The 19,110-nt window shown below is 30.8% G+C and carries 25 protein-coding genes; 12 read left to right on the forward strand and 13 right to left on the reverse strand.

From position 1 onward, the window contains the following. Positions 1 to 98: 98 nt before the first annotated feature. Positions 99 to 659 carry a hypothetical protein gene (locus tag NSED_RS09100; protein WP_014965969.1) on the reverse strand — a complete coding sequence of 187 codons (561 nt, stop codon included), beginning with the start codon at positions 657 to 659 and terminating at the stop codon, positions 99 to 101. A 69-nt stretch (positions 660 to 728) separates the two neighbouring features. Between NSED_RS09100 and NSED_RS09105 the strand changes: the two genes are divergently transcribed. Further along, complete coding sequence (locus NSED_RS09105; protein WP_014965970.1) at positions 729 to 1,082, forward strand: hypothetical protein; 354 nt, start codon at positions 729 to 731, stop codon at positions 1,080 to 1,082. Here NSED_RS09105 and pyrH read toward each other — a convergent pair whose 3' ends face one another. From pyrH to tmk, 3 genes are read right to left on the reverse strand one after another with little or no spacing between them, the layout of a single operon-like run. Beyond that, entirely contained in the window at positions 1,083 to 1,766 is a 684-nt protein-coding gene (gene pyrH / locus NSED_RS09110) for a UMP kinase (RefSeq protein ID WP_014965971.1), read from the reverse strand. Further along, complete coding sequence (locus NSED_RS09115) at positions 1,763 to 2,998, reverse strand: HD domain-containing protein (protein ID WP_014965972.1); 1,236 nt, start codon at positions 2,996 to 2,998, stop codon at positions 1,763 to 1,765. Before NSED_RS09115 ends, pyrH begins: the two co-directional genes overlap by 4 nt. Next, positions 2,995 to 3,597, reverse strand: a complete 603-nt coding sequence (tmk, locus tag NSED_RS09120; RefSeq protein WP_014965973.1) for a dTMP kinase — start codon at positions 3,595 to 3,597, stop codon at positions 2,995 to 2,997. Before tmk ends, NSED_RS09115 begins: the two co-directional genes overlap by 4 nt. Positions 3,598 to 3,673: 76 nt before the next feature. Between tmk and hsp14 the strand changes: the two genes are divergently transcribed. Then, positions 3,674 to 4,054 carry an archaeal heat shock protein Hsp14 gene (gene hsp14, locus NSED_RS09125; protein WP_014965974.1) on the forward strand — a complete coding sequence of 127 codons (381 nt, stop codon included), beginning with the start codon at positions 3,674 to 3,676 and terminating at the stop codon, positions 4,052 to 4,054. A gap of 1 nt (position 4,055) precedes the next feature. Here the strand turns inward: hsp14 and NSED_RS09130 are convergent, their stop codons facing one another. The 7 genes from NSED_RS09130 to NSED_RS09160 form a co-directional block, all read right to left on the reverse strand. Continuing rightward, entirely contained in the window at positions 4,056 to 5,600 is a 1,545-nt protein-coding gene (locus NSED_RS09130; protein ID WP_014965975.1) for an ABC1 kinase family protein, read from the reverse strand. A gap of 5 nt (positions 5,601 to 5,605) precedes the next feature. Then, positions 5,606 to 5,989 carry a hypothetical protein gene (locus NSED_RS09135; RefSeq protein ID WP_014965976.1) on the reverse strand — a complete coding sequence of 128 codons (384 nt, stop codon included), beginning with the start codon at positions 5,987 to 5,989 and terminating at the stop codon, positions 5,606 to 5,608. Positions 5,990 to 6,221: 232 nt separating this feature from the next. Then, the gene (locus tag NSED_RS09140; protein WP_237737690.1) at positions 6,222 to 6,407 is read right to left on the reverse strand and encodes a hypothetical protein; all 186 of its coding nucleotides are present in this window, start codon (positions 6,405 to 6,407) and stop codon (positions 6,222 to 6,224) included. Positions 6,408 to 6,600: 193 nt separating this feature from the next. After that, positions 6,601 to 6,933, reverse strand: coding sequence for a hypothetical protein (locus NSED_RS09145; protein ID WP_014965978.1), 333 nt, complete (start codon positions 6,931 to 6,933; stop codon positions 6,601 to 6,603). Positions 6,934 to 6,977: 44 nt separating this feature from the next. After that, positions 6,978 to 8,279 carry a COG1361 S-layer family protein gene (locus tag NSED_RS09150; RefSeq protein WP_014965979.1) on the reverse strand — a complete coding sequence of 434 codons (1,302 nt, stop codon included), beginning with the start codon at positions 8,277 to 8,279 and terminating at the stop codon, positions 6,978 to 6,980. Then, positions 8,279 to 8,947: an ABC transporter ATP-binding protein gene (locus NSED_RS09155; protein ID WP_193353281.1), complete on the reverse strand. Its 669-nt coding sequence runs from the start codon at positions 8,945 to 8,947 to the stop codon at positions 8,279 to 8,281. Before NSED_RS09155 ends, NSED_RS09150 begins: the two co-directional genes overlap by 1 nt. Before the next feature lie 28 nt (positions 8,948 to 8,975). Then, positions 8,976 to 10,133 carry an ABC transporter permease gene (locus tag NSED_RS09160; RefSeq protein WP_014965981.1) on the reverse strand — a complete coding sequence of 386 codons (1,158 nt, stop codon included), beginning with the start codon at positions 10,131 to 10,133 and terminating at the stop codon, positions 8,976 to 8,978. Between the two features lie 146 nt (positions 10,134 to 10,279). Between NSED_RS09160 and NSED_RS09165 the strand changes: the two genes are divergently transcribed. From NSED_RS09165 to NSED_RS10840, 3 genes are read left to right on the forward strand one after another with little or no spacing between them, the layout of a single operon-like run. Then, positions 10,280 to 11,182, forward strand: coding sequence for an AsnC family transcriptional regulator (locus tag NSED_RS09165; protein WP_014965982.1), 903 nt, complete (start codon positions 10,280 to 10,282; stop codon positions 11,180 to 11,182). A 25-nt stretch (positions 11,183 to 11,207) separates the two neighbouring features. Beyond that, positions 11,208 to 11,351, forward strand: a complete 144-nt coding sequence (locus NSED_RS10835) for a hypothetical protein (RefSeq protein ID WP_014965983.1) — start codon at positions 11,208 to 11,210, stop codon at positions 11,349 to 11,351. 44 nt (positions 11,352 to 11,395) lie between these two features. Further along, positions 11,396 to 11,722 (forward strand): NUDIX hydrolase, encoded by a 327-nt coding sequence (locus NSED_RS10840; RefSeq protein ID WP_232212342.1) that lies wholly within the window; start codon positions 11,396 to 11,398, stop codon positions 11,720 to 11,722. Here the strand turns inward: NSED_RS10840 and NSED_RS09175 are convergent, their stop codons facing one another. Beyond that, complete coding sequence (locus NSED_RS09175; protein WP_026090050.1) at positions 11,723 to 12,703, reverse strand: phosphate signaling complex PhoU family protein; 981 nt, start codon at positions 12,701 to 12,703, stop codon at positions 11,723 to 11,725. 65 nt (positions 12,704 to 12,768) lie between these two features. Between NSED_RS09175 and NSED_RS09180 the strand changes: the two genes are divergently transcribed. Genes NSED_RS09180 through NSED_RS09210 form a run of 7 tightly spaced genes read left to right on the forward strand, consistent with a single transcriptional unit; the run spans position 12,769 to position 18,041 of the window. Continuing rightward, positions 12,769 to 13,683, forward strand: a complete 915-nt coding sequence (locus NSED_RS09180; RefSeq protein ID WP_014965986.1) for a pantoate kinase — start codon at positions 12,769 to 12,771, stop codon at positions 13,681 to 13,683. A 9-nt stretch (positions 13,684 to 13,692) separates the two neighbouring features. Then, positions 13,693 to 14,457 (forward strand): 4-phosphopantoate--beta-alanine ligase, encoded by a 765-nt coding sequence (locus tag NSED_RS09185; protein WP_014965987.1) that lies wholly within the window; start codon positions 13,693 to 13,695, stop codon positions 14,455 to 14,457. A 48-nt stretch (positions 14,458 to 14,505) separates the two neighbouring features. Next, a complete protein-coding gene (gene panB / locus NSED_RS09190) occupies positions 14,506 to 15,288 on the forward strand; it encodes a 3-methyl-2-oxobutanoate hydroxymethyltransferase (RefSeq protein ID WP_014965988.1) in 783 nt (260 codons plus the stop codon). Then, complete coding sequence (coaBC, locus tag NSED_RS09195) at positions 15,269 to 16,528, forward strand: bifunctional phosphopantothenoylcysteine decarboxylase/phosphopantothenate--cysteine ligase CoaBC (protein WP_014965989.1); 1,260 nt, start codon at positions 15,269 to 15,271, stop codon at positions 16,526 to 16,528. Before panB ends, coaBC begins: the two co-directional genes overlap by 20 nt. Further along, positions 16,525 to 16,704, forward strand: a complete 180-nt coding sequence (locus NSED_RS09200) for a hypothetical protein (protein ID WP_016940122.1) — start codon at positions 16,525 to 16,527, stop codon at positions 16,702 to 16,704. The genes coaBC and NSED_RS09200 overlap by 4 nt, the downstream gene beginning before the upstream one ends. Then, positions 16,701 to 17,543: a methyltransferase domain-containing protein gene (locus NSED_RS09205; protein WP_014965990.1), complete on the forward strand. Its 843-nt coding sequence runs from the start codon at positions 16,701 to 16,703 to the stop codon at positions 17,541 to 17,543. Before NSED_RS09200 ends, NSED_RS09205 begins: the two co-directional genes overlap by 4 nt. A gap of 12 nt (positions 17,544 to 17,555) precedes the next feature. Then, entirely contained in the window at positions 17,556 to 18,041 is a 486-nt protein-coding gene (locus tag NSED_RS09210) for a hypothetical protein (RefSeq protein WP_014965991.1), read from the forward strand. 2 nt (positions 18,042 to 18,043) lie between these two features. On the opposite strand, the gene NSED_RS09215 is transcribed toward NSED_RS09210, so the two are convergent. Beyond that, the gene (locus tag NSED_RS09215) at positions 18,044 to 19,108 is read right to left on the reverse strand and encodes a M24 family metallopeptidase (protein ID WP_014965992.1); all 1,065 of its coding nucleotides are present in this window, start codon (positions 19,106 to 19,108) and stop codon (positions 18,044 to 18,046) included. Positions 19,109 to 19,110 lie beyond the last annotated feature (2 nt).

The following is a 19,110-nucleotide window of genomic DNA, read 5'->3' on the forward strand; positions in this document are numbered from 1 at the left end:
TTCTGCCATTTGATAAAAAACAATGAAACGGGCTTTTATAACTTTGCCAATATTTTTTCTCTAAAAACATAATATCATAATTTTAAGATTTTGTGATACTATTGGGTTTGTTTTGTAAATTCAAAATTAAGTCTATTCTCTTGACCACTAGTCATTGAACTTAGATTATAAAATACAGTGCCAGAAACTCTCCAAGATTGATTATCATCTTGAAGAACTGCCCATAATTCGGAAGTATTTTCAGAGCCTTTCAATTCAATAGTTTCCTTTAGAATTATCGAATTTTCACCAAGAAGAGTATAGTAATTTGATCCAAATTCAACCATCCCTGTAGGTCTGCTTCCAATTTCGCCACCCGAAATTTGTTCAGAGTCAGAATAACTTGTTTCAAATAATTGATAATCCATAGTTTGGACAATTACTGCTCGTGGATTAGGATTAGAGATCTTAAATGCAATGTTGATTTTAGCTGATCTTTCTGTAACCCTTTCAACAGAAATATCATCTAATTCAATTTGAATTGCTTGAGCTTCTGGTTTATTTTGAGTTCCTGTATTGTCTTGAGAAGGTATAACGATTGTAGGTCCCACAAAAAGAATTCCTCCCAAAATTAGAGCTAGTACTGCAACTGCAATACCAACAAAAATTTTAGGATTCATAGTTTTGCATTACCTCTTGACATCTTAAATGTTGAGATAGTTATTATACCATTCCCGATAGAAAAAATTGTGCAATATTTTCAAGCGGTACAACAAGGAAAACAAAGAGCAAGTAAATCACAAATGAAGATGTTTGAAGTGGCAGGATTTGGTATGTTAACTTTGACAACTAAAAAGATTGATGGAAAATTTCATCCAGTAGGAGAAGAAGAATTTACCGCAGTAATCAGTTCTCCAGATGGTCATGTTGCAGTAATTGTTGATAAAGATGGTTTTACAAAGGCTCAATCTAAGGCTGTTAGTAAAGAAGAAGCCATATCAATTTACAAAAAACTTAGAGAAACTGGGATGTTAGAATATCCTGAAAATGAGATTCAAATTTGGTCTGAAACAAGACCTACTATTCAAAACGATACTGAATAACTATTTTGAAGAGAGTATGATTTCAGTACCAACATCGCCACCCTTTATTGCCTTTTCAATATTTTTTGTAGTGGCTTTTAGAATTCGCGTTTTTATTTTAGAACGTTCAATAATTTTTAGAGCCACAATATCCATCAAGTCATAGCCACCAGCTACAGAATCTTCATGAACCAACATATTTTTCAAATTTTTCAATTCAATTCGTTTGAATTTTTTGGCATTTTTGAATTTGTTTGGATCCCTATCATAAACTCCATCTACATCAGTAGCATTAAGGAATTGTTCGGCTTTTACTTTTTCTGCAATTAATGCAGCAGTACCATTTGTACTTTGACCAGGATGAAGACCTCCTGTCACTACAATCAATCCATCATCTACTGCATGTTTTACTTCCTGTAAAGTAGTTGGTGGATGAGAATATGCTTTATTTTTTAGAGCATAAATTAGTAATTTTGCATTTAATCTTGAAATTTCAATTCCTAATTCATCAAGAGTAGATTCATCAGCTCCAGAATATCTTGCATGGGAAATATAATGTCGTGCAATTGTTCCACCACCAGCAATAACAATTGGTTGGCAAATCTTATTTATTTTTACTAAAAATGCAGCATAGTCTTTTAGGGCTTTGACATTATCCATGCCAAAAATTTTACCTGATAATTTAATGACAATTCGTTTTTTCATTTTAGATCACCAATGATTGATTTTGCGGCAATTTCAACTTTTTTTCTGTTTTTTTGATGAGTGTATATTCTAAGTATGTTCATAAAGCCAGAAATAGCTGAAACTACAGGTATTTCAGAAATTGGCATCTCGTTTGCAGATGATTTTCCACCTTCATTAGAAATCAAAACTATTGATTTTGACTCATGTTTTGATGGTGCAAGTGGAATAGATGGAGTAACTGAACTATCTACAAAAATTTCATCTTCGTCAATTTTTGATTTCTTAGAAAGTTCTATTCTGAGTTCATCAGTACGTGTTTTTTTCAAATTTCTTTGACTTGTAAGTATTCTCTCAAAGACACATTTTAGTAATTTTCGATTTTGATAATCTTCAGCTAATTGCCTGGCTCGTTTTAGTTTAGTAGATTTTGAGGAGATAAGAGATGATAGGACAAATTCATCAGTTAGTTTAACAAATTCATTTAGATTAAAAGATGTGAAACCAAATTCATCATCAGACAACCTTAGTGCTTGAATCAGCATTACTTCTGCAGCACGTACAGTCTTATGAAAATATACTGCTTTGAACATTTGATATCTAGAATGCATCATTGATTCAAAAGAATACAATGCTGAACGTTCCAAAGCAAGTTTTTTCTTGTAAATATCAAGGGATTGTGTTATTCTTTTATGATCTACTTTAGCATGTTCAGCTCCTGTAAAATAACCATCTCTAAGCAAATAATCCATCATATCTGCACTCAAAGCCCCAGAAACAATTTCATTTAGATATTGAAATTTTGATTCTCCAAATGCAATTTTTGTTACTAGTTTTTTATCAAATCCAGTTTTTGATAATATATCACCAATCTCAGAATTTAAAATAATTTTTTTACCGTAATCCTCATGTGAAATTTTTTTTTCTTGAATTATTTCTTCAAACAAATGAGAAAAAGGTCCATGACCAATATCATGTAACAAACCTGCAAGACGTAAAATTTGAACATCGTCTGAATTTAGAAATCCTTTTTCATTTAACGCAAAGCCAGCTTGACTGGCAATATGCATAACTCCAAGAGAATGTTCAAATCTACTGTGTTGAGCTGCAGGATAAGTCAAATGAGCACCAGAAAGCTGTTTTATCCGTCTTAATCTTTGAAAAATAGGGCTATCAATGATTGGAAGTTCATAATCATATACACGAACAAAGTCATGAATAGGATCTATGATATCAAGGTAGTTTTTTTTCATAGCCCAAGTTTCTTTGAAAATGTCTTTAGAATTTCTTCATGAATTTCTAGTTTAGGTTTTGATGCATCAATGATTTTCCAATGTTTTTTCTTTGCAGTAGTACGATAAATTTGAGATATTTTTCTTGAAAATTGTTTATTTTTTTCAAACTTGTCTCTTTTCATAATTTTACCTCTTTGATTTTGTGGAGATCTTGAAAAAGATTCTTTTTGTGTAACGTCAAGTAATATTACAAGATCAGCTTTTGGTAAACCATCATCAAGAGTTTCAAGCCATTTTTGCTTCAAGCCATTTGCTAACCCATATACCAAGTTTGAATGATAATATCTATTCATAATTAATACGGAATTTTTTTCTTCAGCTGCTAAAATTTCATCAAATTTTTCCCATCTATTTGCTGCCAAAAGACAGTGAATTACTTGAGGAGGAAATTTTCGTTTCCCATCAAGATATTTCCTAATTTCTTTACCTATTGGTGTATCATAATCAGGGAAATGAAATAGTTTAGTTTTGATCTTTTGTTTTTTCAGGGCTTTTTCTAACAGAGTTGATTGTGTTAATTTTCCTGCCTGGTCTCCTCCTTCAATAACAATAATCATAAGTTATCAAAACTGAGAAATTAATTGATTAAAAATCTATCAAGTTTATATCCAAAAATTGAGCATGTAACACAAAATGGGACTTGTAAAAGAAGTAATCAAAGAGATTGGAAATAAATCAAGAGAATTTTATGAATTTGTTTTACCGCCAATTGACATGTATCTTTATGATGACAATCTAAAAATTATAATCGATATTCCAGGATTTGCAAAAAAAGACATTGAATTATCTTTATGTGGAGATATTCTCTCTATCAATGCCAAAAAAATTATTGATGAAAAAGAATCCGAATTTTTGATTTCCAATCAAAGACCAAATGTCATTGATAAAAAAATAAGACTTCCAATTGAAATTAAACAAGGTGAAGAAAAAATTAAATCTGCAAAATATGAAAATGGTATCTTAACATTAATAATTCCTGTAATAAAAAAGGGAAAAGATATTCCTATAGAGTAATCTAATATTTTCGAAATAGTCCTGAAATTGTTATTACAATACCAGAGATAATCATTCCAATAATTCCAAGTGATTCATTTGACTGATGCAAAAATACTGATCCCATAAAAATTGCTGATGCAAAAATACTTCCACTTAGTAAAACCATTGGCTTTCTTTTTTTCATAAAAATTTGAGCTTCATCCATTAATTTTTGTATCTCAGGTCCTAAACGAATTGCAGAATCAATTGATTTTGAAAAATTATCAAATGAAATTTTTAATTCTTGTACATATGCTTGTGGAATAAGATTTTCTTCTTCAAGAATATTTTTTAAAACTTTAACAAATTTAAAATCAACGTTATGTGTTTTGTAAATTCCTTCAATAATAGATGCCATTCTCATGTATAATGCTAAATTTTTTGGCAATACAAATGGAAATTTGCTCATAGTTTGGTTTGCAAGCTCCATTAAACTTTGTACTTCCATTTCATCAGGTTTGTTTCCGTACATTGCACGAATGGATAGTTCAATTCCTTTTTCAATTACAGATCTATTATATCCAGGAGTAAGCATTGAAAGTTCACTCATCGCATTGACTACTCTTGAAGGATTTCTTTCAACTAACGCAAGATAAAGTCGAATTAACTTGAATCTTGTTTCATTGTTTATTCGTCCAACCATTCCATAATCGTACAAAATGAGTTTTCCATCATCAGTGACTGATATGTTACCTGGGTGGGGATCAGCATGAAAAATAGAATGTTTGAGAAGCATTGTAAAAAATACCTTATGGACATCTATGACTAGTTGCTCTCTATCGATACCTTGCTCATCTAGAGCTTGCACATTTGTTACCTTAATTCCCGGTAGATATTCCATGGTAAGTACATTTTTTGATGATAAATCATCATAAACAGATGGTACGACAACTTTATTCGAATCTGCCATATCATTTTTGATTGTTTTAAGATTCTGTAATTCATTAGTATAATCCATTTCTTCATAAATTGTCTCAATAAATTGAGATAGCATTGCATTAGCGGAATAGCGTAAATTAGGATCAACGAATCTTAATGCTAGTGGAAGAATTTTTTTTAAAACTTTGAGATCTTCTGCTACAATTTTTTCAATTCCTGGTCTCTTTACTTTTACAACTATTTGTTGGTCTGAAACAGTTCCACGATAAACTTGACCTAATGAAGCACCTGAAATAGAATTAGGATCAATCTCATCAAATTTTTCATTAATTGGTCCAAGTTCTTTTTCAATTATTGGTTTTACTTGATCGAAAGGAGCAGGTGGTACACTATCTTGAAGTTTGGAGAGTTCATCTAAATATGGTTGAGGTAAGATATCTGCTCTTGAAGAAAGCCATTGTCCTAGTTTAATGTAAACAGGTCCTAATGAAATGAAGGTGTCAAGGACTTTACGTGCATTTTTTCTAAACTGTTCAGAATCAATTTGATTTTTTTCTTGGTTAATCCATTTCTTTCTATCTTTACGTAATGCAAAAATAGACGGTAGAAGTTTAACGAGTACTTGAATTGTTCTAACAGTAGACATAGCATTTACTCCAAATAATTTTTAATTTTTTTAGTAGCTAAGTATCCAACATATCCAGAAATTATTGATGAGAATAAACCAGAAGTAACAGTTGATTTTTTTGAATTTTTATTCATCATTTTTTTTGCAATTTCTGAACCTCCAAAAATTGCACATGCCAATCCAATCAAAACCTCAGGCGCATCATAAACCAAATGTCCTATTGGATCTTTTCTGGGATCTATTTTGTCATTATGAACCAAAAATTTGTCATCATATTCTCTAATGTGCAAATTACCATAACGATATTGTTTTTCTGCTCCATTTTTTTGTCCAAGGAATGTTTCTTCAGCTTCTTCTAGCATGAATTCACGTAATTCCTTTGGGACTTCAATTTCATCCCTAGGCATAATCGCATGATCAAGTAATTGCTTATAATCTTACTCTATACATTGTGAATAGCTTAAGACCAAAAACGAATTGTATTTTGATGACGGCTAGATGAAGATTTTAGAATATAATATTTAGATCTCACTGATAATTTCTACGAATTGATTTTAGAAAAATATAATTTTAAACTAAATAGTTAGGAAGAATGTTATTTTAAAAATTCTAATATTGTTTATGATGGTAAATTAGAAATCACTTTAGTTGATTTTTTGTAAACATTACAAAACTAATTGAAAATGCAATTAACATTGCAACTCCTGTGATATATGCATAGTTAAATCCGATATCGGGATGATTTTCTTGATGATAGTAATTAATCAAAAAAGTAACAACTAACAAAACTACTCCAACAACTGTTAATTTTTGATGTATTTCCAATAACCATAACATTGTTAATAACCATATGAATTTAGGAAAATTATCTTATTCACTTACAGTAAAGGTGTTGTGATAAATCCTACAATACTACCTGCTAGAAATAAAAATATGCCCTTTGCCATACCCAATATTATTCCCTTAAGATGTGATATAATTATAATGTAAATTTCCCAAAAATGGAAATCAGAATTTTTTATGGATTAGATTCCATTTGAGACAATTTTGTGATTACTTGTTCCAATTCTGCTTTATTTTCTTTAATTACTCGTTTTATTACTTTGATCTCTTCATTAATCTGATCAAGATGAACATCATCAGAATTTTTTATTTGTTCTTCAAGATCTTTTAACATTTGTTGATTATGTTGGTTAATTTTTTCCAATTCATTCTTGTATCTCTCCAATTTTTCATATTGATTAGAAATTTCAGGAACATCAATGTATTCTTGAGATGTTAAAAAACCCAAAGAAATTACTATACTTCCTATAGATAAAACTGCAATGAGAACGATGATAGTTAATCTCAATATTATTATCCTTATATCTCCATTTCAGATTTAAAATTATATAGTTAACTTGCCTCAATTGTAGCTTTTTTACGCCTACGAATTATGTAAATTGCAGCTCCTACAATTAAAATGATTGGTATTATGATCATTGTAGGATCAGTTGTATCATCATCATTTGAGGGCTTAACAATAGTAATTATTTGATCTTGAGTTAGAAATATCTCATCTCTAGTACTATCCTTGTATCTAACTGTAATTGTAATCTCATGTTCACCATATCTTGGTTGACCTTTAAATTCGATTGGAACATTAAATGGTACAGGTGCATCAACTTCAATTTCATCAATAAATTGAGTACTTGGTTTAATATTAGAATCACCTTTTGGTTCAATAGAAACAAAACCAAATAATCCATCTTCATTTCCTTCATTAATAATTTCCCCAATTACCATTTGTGTTCCAGATAATTCTATCACATCAACATTGAAGATTGTTAAATCAATCAGCCCTTTGATGTAAAAATCAACTATTTTTGAAATAGTATGAAGATCTCCATGTGCATTATAATATGAAATAGATAACGGAATTCTTAAAGTGTCACCCTTTAATGATTCAGGAACATATACAGTTGCAGTAAAATATCTTGCAGATTTTGGATTAATGTTTCCAATGTCCCAGCTTGATTCTAAAATTACAACATTTTCAACATTAGTAGTTGATGATGAAGTGGATGCCAATTCTGTAGAGGTATTTGTTGCAACAATGTCTACACCGGAAATTGGTGCAGTACCATCATTAGCAATCTCAATAACTACATTATTGGTCGTTAAAGATGTAAGAAAAGGATCTTGTGCTTTAACATTTATCACACTATCTCCAGTAATCTTAAAATCAAAATCAGCAAATGCTGTTCGAACTCCAGATTCTCTTAATCTAGAATAATCAACTTTTACAGTTCCTGGATACTGTTGAATCTTGACATTTTGATCAATATTTACAAAAAATGTGATGTGAAAATTTTCCCCTGCCAATGAATTTGAGTCACTGTCAGCACGAATAATTGAGCCTGGACCATCAGATGCTGAAAAACCCATAGGTAAAGATAGTTGACCTCGAATTCCTGTGATGTCCTGAGTTCCAACATTTGCAAATACTACTGTAAAGGGGACATTTCCATCACCTGGTTCAATTTCAATTTTTTCATCAATTGTACCAAAATATGCGTCTAAAAATTTCACATCTCCAAAATCTCTTTCAAATGGAGATTGACCAAATCCGCCAGAAGTGATTTGTGCATAAGAATTATCAAAAATAAGTGGTAAAAATCCAATTAAAAATAGTGAAAAAATAATTTTAGAATTCATTATGCAATGATCTCCATTTCTGATGGTTGATCACCTTCAAATGCCTTACCATCTTTAATTGTAATTACTCTATCAACATCACCAAAATGTTCTTTATCGTGTGTAACAACAATGAATGTTTGATTAAGTTTTTTGGCCATGGATTTCATTAATTCTACTATAGTTTGAGACGTTACAGAATCAAGATTACCAGTTGGTTCGTCTGCTAATATTATTGAAGGTTTGTTGATCAATCCTCTTGCAATAGCGACTCTTTGAGCTTGTCCACCAGATATTTTATTTGCACGTTTATTCATTTGATCTTCTAGTCCAACTGCTTTTAGTAAATTCTTTGCATCTTTTTCATCAGTAGCACTTGATCCCGCAATTTGAATTGGAAGTAATACATTTTCTAAAACTGAAAGATCAGTAAGTAAATTAGAAAATTGAAAAATAAATCCTAATTTTTTATTTCTAAATGAGGAAATTTGATCATCTCCAAGTGATGTAGTGTTTGTACCATCAATGAAAATTTTTCCATTACTTGGGGAATCTAATAATCCAATCATGTTTAGTAATGTAGATTTACCAGAACCTGAACTTCCAACAATTAATACAAATTCTCCTTTTTTAATTGAAAATGAAACATTGTCAAGTGCTTTTACTTGATTTTCGCCTTCTCCGTAGATTTTACTGAGATTATTTATTTCAAGTACGTTAGACAGTTCTCATCGCCTCCACAGGTAACAATTTTGTAGCCCTATACGATGGATATAGAGATGCAATAATAGCCAAAGCAAATGAAGTTAAGGCAGTCTGAATGATTTTTTCCCAATTGTAACTTACTTCTAGAGGAAGACTGTTGTTAAACGACATTTTTGTCTCTTTTGCGTACACAGTATATCCCAATCCTGCAGCTGTTCCTACACCAGCTCCAATTGCTCCAATAATCATACCTTGGAAAATAAAAATAATTAGAATGTCTTTTCTTTTTGCTCCAATTGCCCTCATTACACCAATTTCTTTTGTTTTTCCATTTACTAACATCATCTGAATTGTAACAATTGCAAATGCAGATGACATCATTCCAAAGTATCCAATCATGTTAATCATCGCTATACCGGATCTAAATCCAGCAAGTTGTTGTTCTGCTGATTCTTCTATAGTTTCTGCAAGAAAATCATCATTTGGAAATGAACGTAAAAAGAATTCTTTTACTTCAAATGCTTTAGAAGGATCATTTAGTTTTACCATAAATGAACCGGTATCTCCAGATCTCTTCATCATATCACGTAAAGTATCAATATGTACAACTGCAGTGTAATCAAATCCTTGACCTCCAGGTGATTTTGCAATTCCAGAAACAGTAAATCTCTTAATTTGATCTTGACCCCATCTATCAACTACAAGAACTTTAACACTATCTCCTACTTGAGCTCCACCAAGATCTTCTGCCACAGAGGTTCCCAATACGATTGAGTTTCTTGAAAATACATAGCTTCCTTCAGAAACAGTTTCATGTACAGTTGATGCTAAAATATCACGAAATGGATCAACACCAACTATTGGTACTCTAGTTTCTTCAATTAATTTACCATTTTTAGTCATATTCATTTCAGCCGTCGATGAAAGCCGAGGTGTCGCCGCATCAACATATGGGATTCTTTCAAACCAATTTACAATCGATAAATCGGATTTGTCTATAAAATCAGCTTCATCAGTTACAAGAATATCTCCATTTCTATAATCACTGATGTCTCTAACAATTGCATCGAACAATCCTTGAAAAATTACAAAATTTACATGAATTACTAAAATTCCAATTGTTACTGCTAATACTGCTCCAATCAAACTGCCTTTTTTATTGAATAGCATACGTTTTGCCAGCTTTAATCGATAATCCACGAAATAAGTCAAATAGTCTAATATTTAATGTCTATTATGTATAGTGCTAACAGTATAGACAATTTTATATCATATTAGTAATTTCTATATCTTAAGGAGTCAACAAAGGTGATATAATGGACAATTTAGATATGAAAATCCTTACTAGATTATTAAATAATTGCAGAGAATCTGACAGGCAAATAGGCATAGAATTAGGAATTTCCGGTGGGGCAGTAAGAGCCAGAATTAGAAAAATGCAGGCAAAGGAGATTATTGAAGAATTTTTTATCAAAGTTGAACCACCAGTTTTGGGTTATGGTGTCTTGTACTTTGTGGTGTCAGGTGAAAATATCAAAGAAATTTTAGAGCAAGCAAGCCTCGTTGGTGAACCATATTTTGTAGTTCCATGTGTTGGAGGAATAACGGTTTGTGGTATTTCTGTAAAAGAGAATATAGAGCAAAAAATAGAACTGGCAAAGAAATTGATGAAAGATGTTAAAGTCTTATCGATTTTTGAAGCAGAGAATCCAGGATATATTTCAAATCTTACAAAAACAGATTTGGAAATTTTAGAAGAGTTGATTAAAGATCCTAGACAAAAAATAGAACAAATTGCAAAAAATACAAAAATGTCAACAAAAACAATAACAAGATGTATTGAAAAATTGCATGAAAATGAGGGGATTCAATTTACGTTAGTATACGATCCTAAAAAAATTGAGAATTTCATTCCTCATGCTATATTAACTTGGATAGAAGGAGATCTGAAAGAAACTTTAGAAAATCTTAATGATTCATTTTCTGAATCATACTTGCAAATTCCATTTGTAGCAAAAAATCAAATTGTTCTGTTTATGTACAGTAATGATATTTACAAAATGGATGAATTAACACAAAAAGTTAGAAATATTCAAAATGTAAAAACAGCTGATTTATTCATTCCAAAAAAGATTTCATTTTATGTAAAATGGATTGAAAAAGCTATTAATGATTTCAAAAAATCTCCAAAATTACATTTAACATATCAAACAAATTAAATAAGAATAATTTTCAACTTTTTGTATGAAAGAAACAAAGATCTATGAAGGAAAAATTTTAGGTCTCAGTGTTTTTAATGGAAAAATAGAAGGCAGAGAAGTCAAACGAGAAGTAATCAAACATAGGGGTGCAGCAGCAATGCTTGCTTTTGATGAAGAAAAAAAGTAATTCTAGTCAAACAACATAGATTTCCACATGGCTATGTTTTAGAAATTCCTGCAGGTACACTAGAAAAGAAGGAAGAGCCAGTAAAATGTGCATTTAGAGAATTGGAGGAAGAAACAGGCTATAGAGCAAAAAAAATGACTCCTCTCATTACATATTATCCATCAATCGGTTATAATTCAGAGATTATTCATTGTTTTGTAGCCTCAGGATTAAAGAAAATATCTGATTTGAACCTTGATGAGGATGAAATATTATCAGTAGTAAAAATGGATTTCAAAAAAGTTCTATCAATGATCAAGTCAGGTAAAATACAGGATTCAAAAACAATATGTGCAATTTTGGCATATGCTTCAAAGAAAAAAATATACTAATCATTCATTATAGATAGGTTGTACAAGATCTGCAACATCAGCCCAAGACTGTGCAATTCTTTCAAACATGTACAGCAAATCTAGAAAATCCAATGGAATTTGTTTTTTATTTCCTAATGAAGTTCGTAATAAACTAAGTTTTCTTTCATATTGTTTATGCATAGATATAGCTTCAATAGCTAAAAGTCTATCAGGTTTTGTAAATGCATCAATAGATTTTTCAGCAACTTTATTAAAATCTTTTACCACATCATAGATTTTTTTTGAATATTCTTTGGATAAAGAAAAGTTGAAGATAAAATCAGATAATTCTACAATAGAGTCACCTGCATTTTCAAGAACACTTGCTGCGACTCTATAATCTAATACATCAATATTTTCTAAATTAAATACATTGGCTAATCTTTTGTCAACTAAGGTACTTCGTATTAAACGTACAAGTAAGAAATATTGTCTGTTTACTTCAACATCACGTTTTGATAATGTTTGTAAATTTGATTTGTCATCTGAAATTAATCCATTTAATACATCATCATACATCCCTAGTGCAATAGAACTCATTCGTTTCAGAATTTTTGCAGGATTGAGAGTTGTTGCATCCAAAAGAAATTGCATGTTAATATGAGATGCATCTTCTTCAATTATTTCCATACCTACTAAACGTCTCATTGAATTACGAATGTCTTCTCTATCTTTACCAGGAATAATTGATTTTGAATTAATTACTATGATGTCATATCCTAAAAGATAAGCTCCTGTGATGTTAGCTACAATGTTTTCTTCTTTAGGTAACGGATAAGAAATCACAAGTTCTTTTGTAGGCCTTGTTTCTTTATTTGCAGATATCGAAATACTGTCTTGACCAGTTTCAATTTCAACTTGGCTACTTTTATCCAAATTATTTGCATCAACCCATTCCTTAGGTAATGACACTAAGATACTACTTCCAATTCTTTGTAGGCGTCGAACAAATTTAGTCAATTTATACTAATATAATTAATTTAAGCCATATTCTTATATTTTGTGTAAAGTTTAAACTCAGATCAATGGAGGCCACGGCATTTTGTCCTGCACATATCACAGGTTTTTTCAAAGCCCATTTAGAAGGTAAACATTACAATTTAGAGAATTTAGGTTCAATGGGGGCTGGTTTTTCAATAAAAGAAGGAGTTACTACTACAGTTAAAGTTCAAGCAAAAGACAATCAAGGATCAAATTTTAAAATTACAACAAAAGGATATCAAGCAGACAAAACTGATGTTTCACAATACGTGTTAAATGAATTTTTAAAACTTGGGGAATTTTCAACAAAGTTTTTTGATATCAGACACGAAATATCAATCCCCGTTGGGTATGGTTTGGGATCTAGTAGTGCAGTTGCATTATCATTATCATTTGCATTAGATCAAGCTCTTAATACAAAATTAAATAAAACAATGATAGGACAAATTGCTCATAACGCAGAAGTAAGTTGTAAAACTGGGTTAGGAGACGTTTTAGCATCATATTATGGTGGATTTGAAATTCGTATTAAACCAGGTGCACCAGGAATAGGTCAAGTTAAAAAAATTACTACAGATAAAATTTCTGTAATCATGATTTGTTTTTCTCCAATATCTACAAATAAATTCATCAAAGAACGTTTATCTCAAATTAATGGACTTGGAGGAAAAATGGTAAACAAATTATTAGAATCAAAAAATTATGAACATTTTCAAGATATGTCTTTAGAATTTGCAAAATATGTAGATGTTATGACTCCAAGAATGCAAAAAATTGTTGAAGAGTTATCGGAAAATAATATCAAATGCGGAATAGCACTTTTTGGCGAAACGATTTTTTCAATGATTCCACAAAAAATAGAATCTAAAGTTTTAGAAATATTGCAGAAATATAGTAATGATGGAATAATTATTAAATCAGAATTAGATGATATTGGAGCAAGAGTTCTAAATAACTAATTAGAAGTCATGTCTTTAATTCCTAAATCTCATCCAAGAGCTAAATCACTATTAATTCGTGAAAAACTCGTTGATGGATTTGATAATGGATTAGTTGCAAAAGAAGGTCTTTTAGCTCAAGGTAGAGGAGAAGCTTTTGATTATCTTTTAGGAGAAAAAACAAGTAAGGCTGCTATGCAGGCAATTAGGGCTGCAGCATCACAATTACTCTTAGCAGAAATGCCTGTCATCTCTGTAAATGGTAATATTGCAGCATTATGCCCAAAACAGATTGTAAGACTTTCTAAGCAAGTTAAAGCAAAACTAGAGGTAAATCTATTCTATTCAAATGAGAAAAGAAAACAGGCGATCATCAAAACTCTCAAAAAAAATGGCGCAAAAGAAATTCTAGGTTCAAAAAATACTTCCTCAAAAAAACTTCCAGGTATTGATTCAGCAAGAAGGATTGTAGATAAGGATGGAATTTTTGTAGCAGATGTAGTAGTAGTTCCATTAGAAGATGGGGATAGAACAATGGCACTTAGAAGGGCAGGAAAAACAGTCATTACATTTGATCTAAATCCTCTCTCTAGGACTTCAGAAACCGCAAACATTACAATTGTAGATAATGTAACACGAGCAATTGATTTGTTGATTATAGAATCAAAAAAATTATCAAAAAAGAACCAAAAAACTCTTCAAAAAATTATCAGTGATTTTGACAACAAAAAAAATCTTAGGGACAATGTTATTCAAATAAAAAATAATTTGACAAGGAGAGCCAAAATTGCATAAAACTGTTCAAGATATAATAAATATGAAAAAAGAAAAAAGAAAATTTCTGTGATTACAAGTTATGATTACACTTTAGCCTCATTATGTGATAAAGCAGGAATTGATGTATTGTTAGTTGGCGATAGTGCTGGAATGGTAATGCTTGGGTATGAAAATACAATCCCTGTAACAATGGATCAAATGTGTATGTTTACTGAGGCAGTAAGTAGAGCAAGAAAAGATTCCCTATTGGTATCAGACTTGCCTTTCATGTCATACCAAGCAAGTATTGAAGATGCAATTAACAATTCTGGTAAATTGATCAAAGCAGGAGCAGATGCCGTAAAATTGGAAGGAGGTTCAATTATGGCCGAAACAATTAGTGCAATAGTAGATGTTGGGATTCCTGTAATGGGTCATATTGGATTGCAGCCTCAAACTACAATGCTTTCAGAAGGCTACAAAGTTCAAGGCAAAACCAAAGATTCTGCAATGAAGTTGATTGAGGATGCAAAAGAACTTGAAGATGCAGGAGTGTTCAGTATCGCTTTGGAAATGATTAGTCATGAAGTTGCACAAATTATTTCTGAAACAGTCAATATTCCTGTAATTGGGATTGGTTCAGGAGTAAATTGTGATGGTCAAGTACTGGTTGTTCAAGATTTGTTAGGCATGTATGATAAAATCAAACCAAAATTTGCTAAAAGATACATGAATTTGTCTGAAGATATTGTGAATTCACTTGAGGATTATAGAAGAGATGTGCAGACAGGTCAATTTCCTTCTAAAGAAAATTCATTTTCTATGAATGAAGAAGAATTAAAGAAATTACGTGAACAAATTGGTAGTTAAAAAGAAAATCAAGAAAAAAGATCATCCGTCCTTGGATATTGTTAGTTCACATGGTGTGGAATTATCTGGGAAAAAAATTGTACTTTGTGTAGCAGGAAGTGTTGCAGCATATAAGGCAATTGAGCTTGCAAGATTACTAATGAGACATGGTGCTGATGTCAAATGTGTTACAAGTAATGCAGTTACAAAATTAATTCAGCCTGAATATTTCAAGTGGGCTACAGGTAATGAAGTAATTACAAAACTTACAGGTGAATTAGAACACATTAGATTAGCAGATTATAATCAATCAGATTTGATAATAGTATATCCTGCAACTGCAAATACACTAGGGAAATTAGCTAATGGTATTGACGATACACCTGTATCAACAGTACTTACAGTAGGATTTGGTTCAAAAATTCCTATTTTGATGTGTCTTGCTATGCATGCATCAATGTATGAGAATTCAGCAGTGGAAAAAAATATAGAATTTTTAAAAAATAAAATTGAATTTCTTTCTCCTAAAATGATAGAAGGGAAAGCAAAATCTCCTGAACCTGAAGATGTTTTAGACTTTGTATTGAAAAAATTTGGATTTTCGTCTGTATTAAAAAATAAAAAAGTGTTGATGACTGCAGGACCTACAATAGAATACATTGATCCTGTTAGAATTATTACAAATTTGAGTTCTGGAAAAACAGGATCTCTTTTAGCATCTGAATTGATTTCTGCAGGGGCTAAAGTGACTTTAGTTTATGGTCCTGCAAATGAAGAGCCACCAGTTGGCGCCAAAATAATCAATGTTACAACAAATAAAGAAATGTTTGGTGAGATAAAAAAAGAGCTAAAGAAAAAATACGATATTGTAATTATGGCAGCAGCGGCTTCTGATTATACACCACAAAATATATCAAAATCTAAGATAAAAAGTGACAAAGAATCACTTGTAATTAGGCTCAAAAAGGCTCCAAAAATAATTGATCAGGTAAAAAAACTACAAAAAGATACACTTCTAATTGGATTTAAGGCAGAAACCAATCTGACAAAAAATGCATTAATCAAATCTGCTCAAAAAAAGATGAAGGATTCTGGCGCAGATATAATTATTGCAAATGATATTGGTGAAAAATATCAAAAAAATCCAAACTATAACCAAGTATTTTTTGTAGATGCCAAAAATATAACTACATCAGGTTGGAAGAGAAAAGAAAAAGTTGTAAAATTTATCAGGAAAGAAATTGAAAAGACATTGAAATGAAAAATTCTGATATTAAAAAATTGATTTCGCAATACAAAGATACTATCATGAGACAAAAAAAGAAAAACGTAGATAGTTTTAGATTATCTGAAAAACTCAAAGAGATAGAACATAGATACTATCATGAGACAGGAAGAACATTAAAATCAGATTTAAAGGAATTTAAAGAAAATTGAGAACAAAATCATCAGAATATAAAAAACGAAATATAAAAATTTGGAATGAAGTTGCTCCACGATACCATAAAAGATGGGCAACAGCAAGTAAAGGTCCATTTCAAAGTACAAAAAAACTAGTCTCATCACTTGAAATTAGAAAAGGAGATTATGTTTTGGATGTTGCAAGTGGAACAGGTGTTGTTACTAAATTATTAAAACAAAAAGTAGGAAAAACAGGCTATGTTATTGGTGCAGATACATCAACTAGTGCAATAAAGATTGCAAAAAAATGGAATGAAAAATCTCAAAATTTGTTGTTTGTAAATGCTGATGCAGAAAATTTTTCATTCAAAGAAAAATTTGATGCCATAACATGTCAGTATGCATTATTTTTTTTTCCAAATTCTCAAAAGGCTCTAAAAAATATGAAAAATAGCCTCAAAAAAGATGGAAAATTAGGTATTTCAGTTCATGGTCATCCTGATAGAGTACCATATTTTGATTGTATTTTTGAGGCAGTAACTCAATTTATTCCAAATTATGTTCCACCAGGGACTCCAGATTTTGATAGATTTGGAACAAAAAAACAACTCAAAGACGAGATAAAAAAAGTAGGATTTTCAAAAATTGAAGTAAATGATTATGATTTTCCATATAGTCCTGGAACATTTGAGCAATATTGGAAAAATTATTTGAGATACATTGCAAAACCAGTAAAAGAAAAACTAGACAAATTAGAAAAGTCTCAAAGAAAAGAACTCAAAGATATGGTAAGAGAAAACACAAAACCATACACAAAAAGAGATGGAACAATCAAATTTCCTTGGGAAGTTTTAATTTTAACAGCAAAATACTAAAAATTAAGAGAAATGGCCAAAGACAAGAAAAAGAAAGAAGAGGTAAAACCAAAAAAGAATGATTTCAAGTCGTTTTTGAGAAAGAGAGCTCCAATTTATCTTGCTTTGATCGCAATGTTAGTTGTCTTTGTAATTCCTGAGATAACAAAAGGAACTCTAGAGAAGAGTTTACCAGAACTTTCAGATGAAAACCAACGAGCTGTAGATATTTTGATGAAATATAATGGTCCAAATAATGATGGTCTTTCTGTCTTAGAAGCATTAGAGAATAAAATAAGTGAGGAATATCCTGATGAGAAAATTTTTGATCATAAAAAAACTACAATAGATTTGACAGTAAACAATGTGAATCCTGATGAATACCAAGTGATTTTCAATTTCAAATCACATAAAGGGGAAATGCATTATGATTGGAAGGTAAATATAAAATCCGAAGAAATTACATCAAACAATCCAGAAGCAAAACACATCATTGATTTAGTAGACTATTATGATTAGGCTCATATTGTGACTAAATCTTTAGTAAATTTGTGCATTACAATTGGTCGGTCTTTTACAATAAGTGAATCTTCTATTCTAATTCCAAATTTATTTTCAATATAAATTCCAGGCTCTATAGTAATTGCCATGTTCTCTTTTAATTTTGTGTTACTTCTGTAAGAAACTGCTGGTAGTTCATGCACTTCTAATCCAATTCCATGACCTGTTGAATGTATAAAATATTTACCAAAATTTTTATCTTCAATGTATTTTCTACATGCAGAATCTACATCTTTGCAATCAATATTTGGTTTAACAGTTTTTAGTCCAAGTTTTTGAGATTCTTTTACAATTTCATATGCTTCATTTGCTTGTGATGAAATTTTTCCAATTGCAAATGTTCTTGTTGCATCAGATACATATCCTTTGTATCTTAATGTAAGATCAGTAACTACAAGATCACCTTTTTTGAATTTCCTATTAGTAACTTGTGCATGGGGAAGTGCTCCATTTGGACCTCCAGCAATAATTAATGGGTTAAGTGTGGATTTGTATCCTGTATCAAACATTTCTTGCTCCATTGCATATGTCATGAGAATTGTCTGTAATTCAGATTCTTTTTGGCCTATTTTCATATTCTTTGAGCAAATTTGGAACATTTCATCTATGATCTTTGATCCTTTCTTGAGAATGCGTATTTCATTTTCATCTTTGATTATACGAGCATTGTAAAATGGTTCAGTTGATGATTTTATTTTTGGAACTGATTTTTTAAGAGACATCATGATAGAGTAGTTTTGACAGTCTGTACAGACTCGATTTTTCTTAATTTTTTTAATTACCGAAGTAATCAAACCTTCACCACGTTCGGCAGTTATAACATCACAATCTTCAGATTCTTCTTTTGCTCTTCCAACTTCAAGTTCAGGGGCAATAATAGTAGTCTTTCCATTTTTTTCAAGTAATCCAATTGCCTCACCCCAAAATCCAGTCATATAAAACAGGTTTTCAGGCTCAAATGTAACCAGTGTATCACAATCGATCTTTTGAGCATATTTTAGAAGATTCTTTCTACGTTGCTTCATAC

Source organism: Candidatus Nitrosopumilus sediminis, from assembly GCF_000299395.1.
Taxonomy (GTDB): domain Archaea; phylum Thermoproteota; class Nitrososphaeria; order Nitrososphaerales; family Nitrosopumilaceae; genus Nitrosopumilus; species Nitrosopumilus sediminis.

Coding starts and splice junctions, on each gene's coding strand:
- NSED_RS09115 (WP_014965972.1), bottom strand. CDS start 2,998: ATGAAAAAAAACTACCTTGATATCATAGATCCTATTCATGACTTTGTT.
- NSED_RS09165 (WP_014965982.1), top strand. CDS start 10,280: ATGGACAATTTAGATATGAAAATCCTTACTAGATTATTAAATAATTGC.
- NSED_RS09210 (WP_014965991.1), top strand. CDS start 17,556: ATGGCCAAAGACAAGAAAAAGAAAGAAGAGGTAAAACCAAAAAAGAAT.
- NSED_RS09150 (WP_014965979.1), bottom strand. CDS start 8,279: ATGAATTCTAAAATTATTTTTTCACTATTTTTAATTGGATTTTTACCA.
- pyrH (WP_014965971.1), bottom strand. CDS start 1,766: ATGAAAAAACGAATTGTCATTAAATTATCAGGTAAAATTTTTGGCATG.
- NSED_RS09130 (WP_014965975.1), bottom strand. CDS start 5,600: ATGTCTACTGTTAGAACAATTCAAGTACTCGTTAAACTTCTACCGTCT.
- NSED_RS09135 (WP_014965976.1), bottom strand. CDS start 5,989: ATGCCTAGGGATGAAATTGAAGTCCCAAAGGAATTACGTGAATTCATG.
- tmk (WP_014965973.1), bottom strand. CDS start 3,597: ATGATTATTGTTATTGAAGGAGGAGACCAGGCAGGAAAATTAACACAA.
- hsp14 (WP_014965974.1), top strand. CDS start 3,674: ATGGGACTTGTAAAAGAAGTAATCAAAGAGATTGGAAATAAATCAAGA.
- NSED_RS09185 (WP_014965987.1), top strand. CDS start 13,693: ATGTCTTTAATTCCTAAATCTCATCCAAGAGCTAAATCACTATTAATT.
- NSED_RS10835 (WP_014965983.1), top strand. CDS start 11,208: ATGAAAGAAACAAAGATCTATGAAGGAAAAATTTTAGGTCTCAGTGTT.
- NSED_RS09215 (WP_014965992.1), bottom strand. CDS start 19,108: ATGAAGCAACGTAGAAAGAATCTTCTAAAATATGCTCAAAAGATCGAT.
- NSED_RS09100 (WP_014965969.1), bottom strand. CDS start 659: ATGAATCCTAAAATTTTTGTTGGTATTGCAGTTGCAGTACTAGCTCTA.
- NSED_RS09200 (WP_016940122.1), top strand. CDS start 16,525: ATGAAAAATTCTGATATTAAAAAATTGATTTCGCAATACAAAGATACT.
- NSED_RS09180 (WP_014965986.1), top strand. CDS start 12,769: ATGGAGGCCACGGCATTTTGTCCTGCACATATCACAGGTTTTTTCAAA.
- NSED_RS09160 (WP_014965981.1), bottom strand. CDS start 10,133: ATGCTATTCAATAAAAAAGGCAGTTTGATTGGAGCAGTATTAGCAGTA.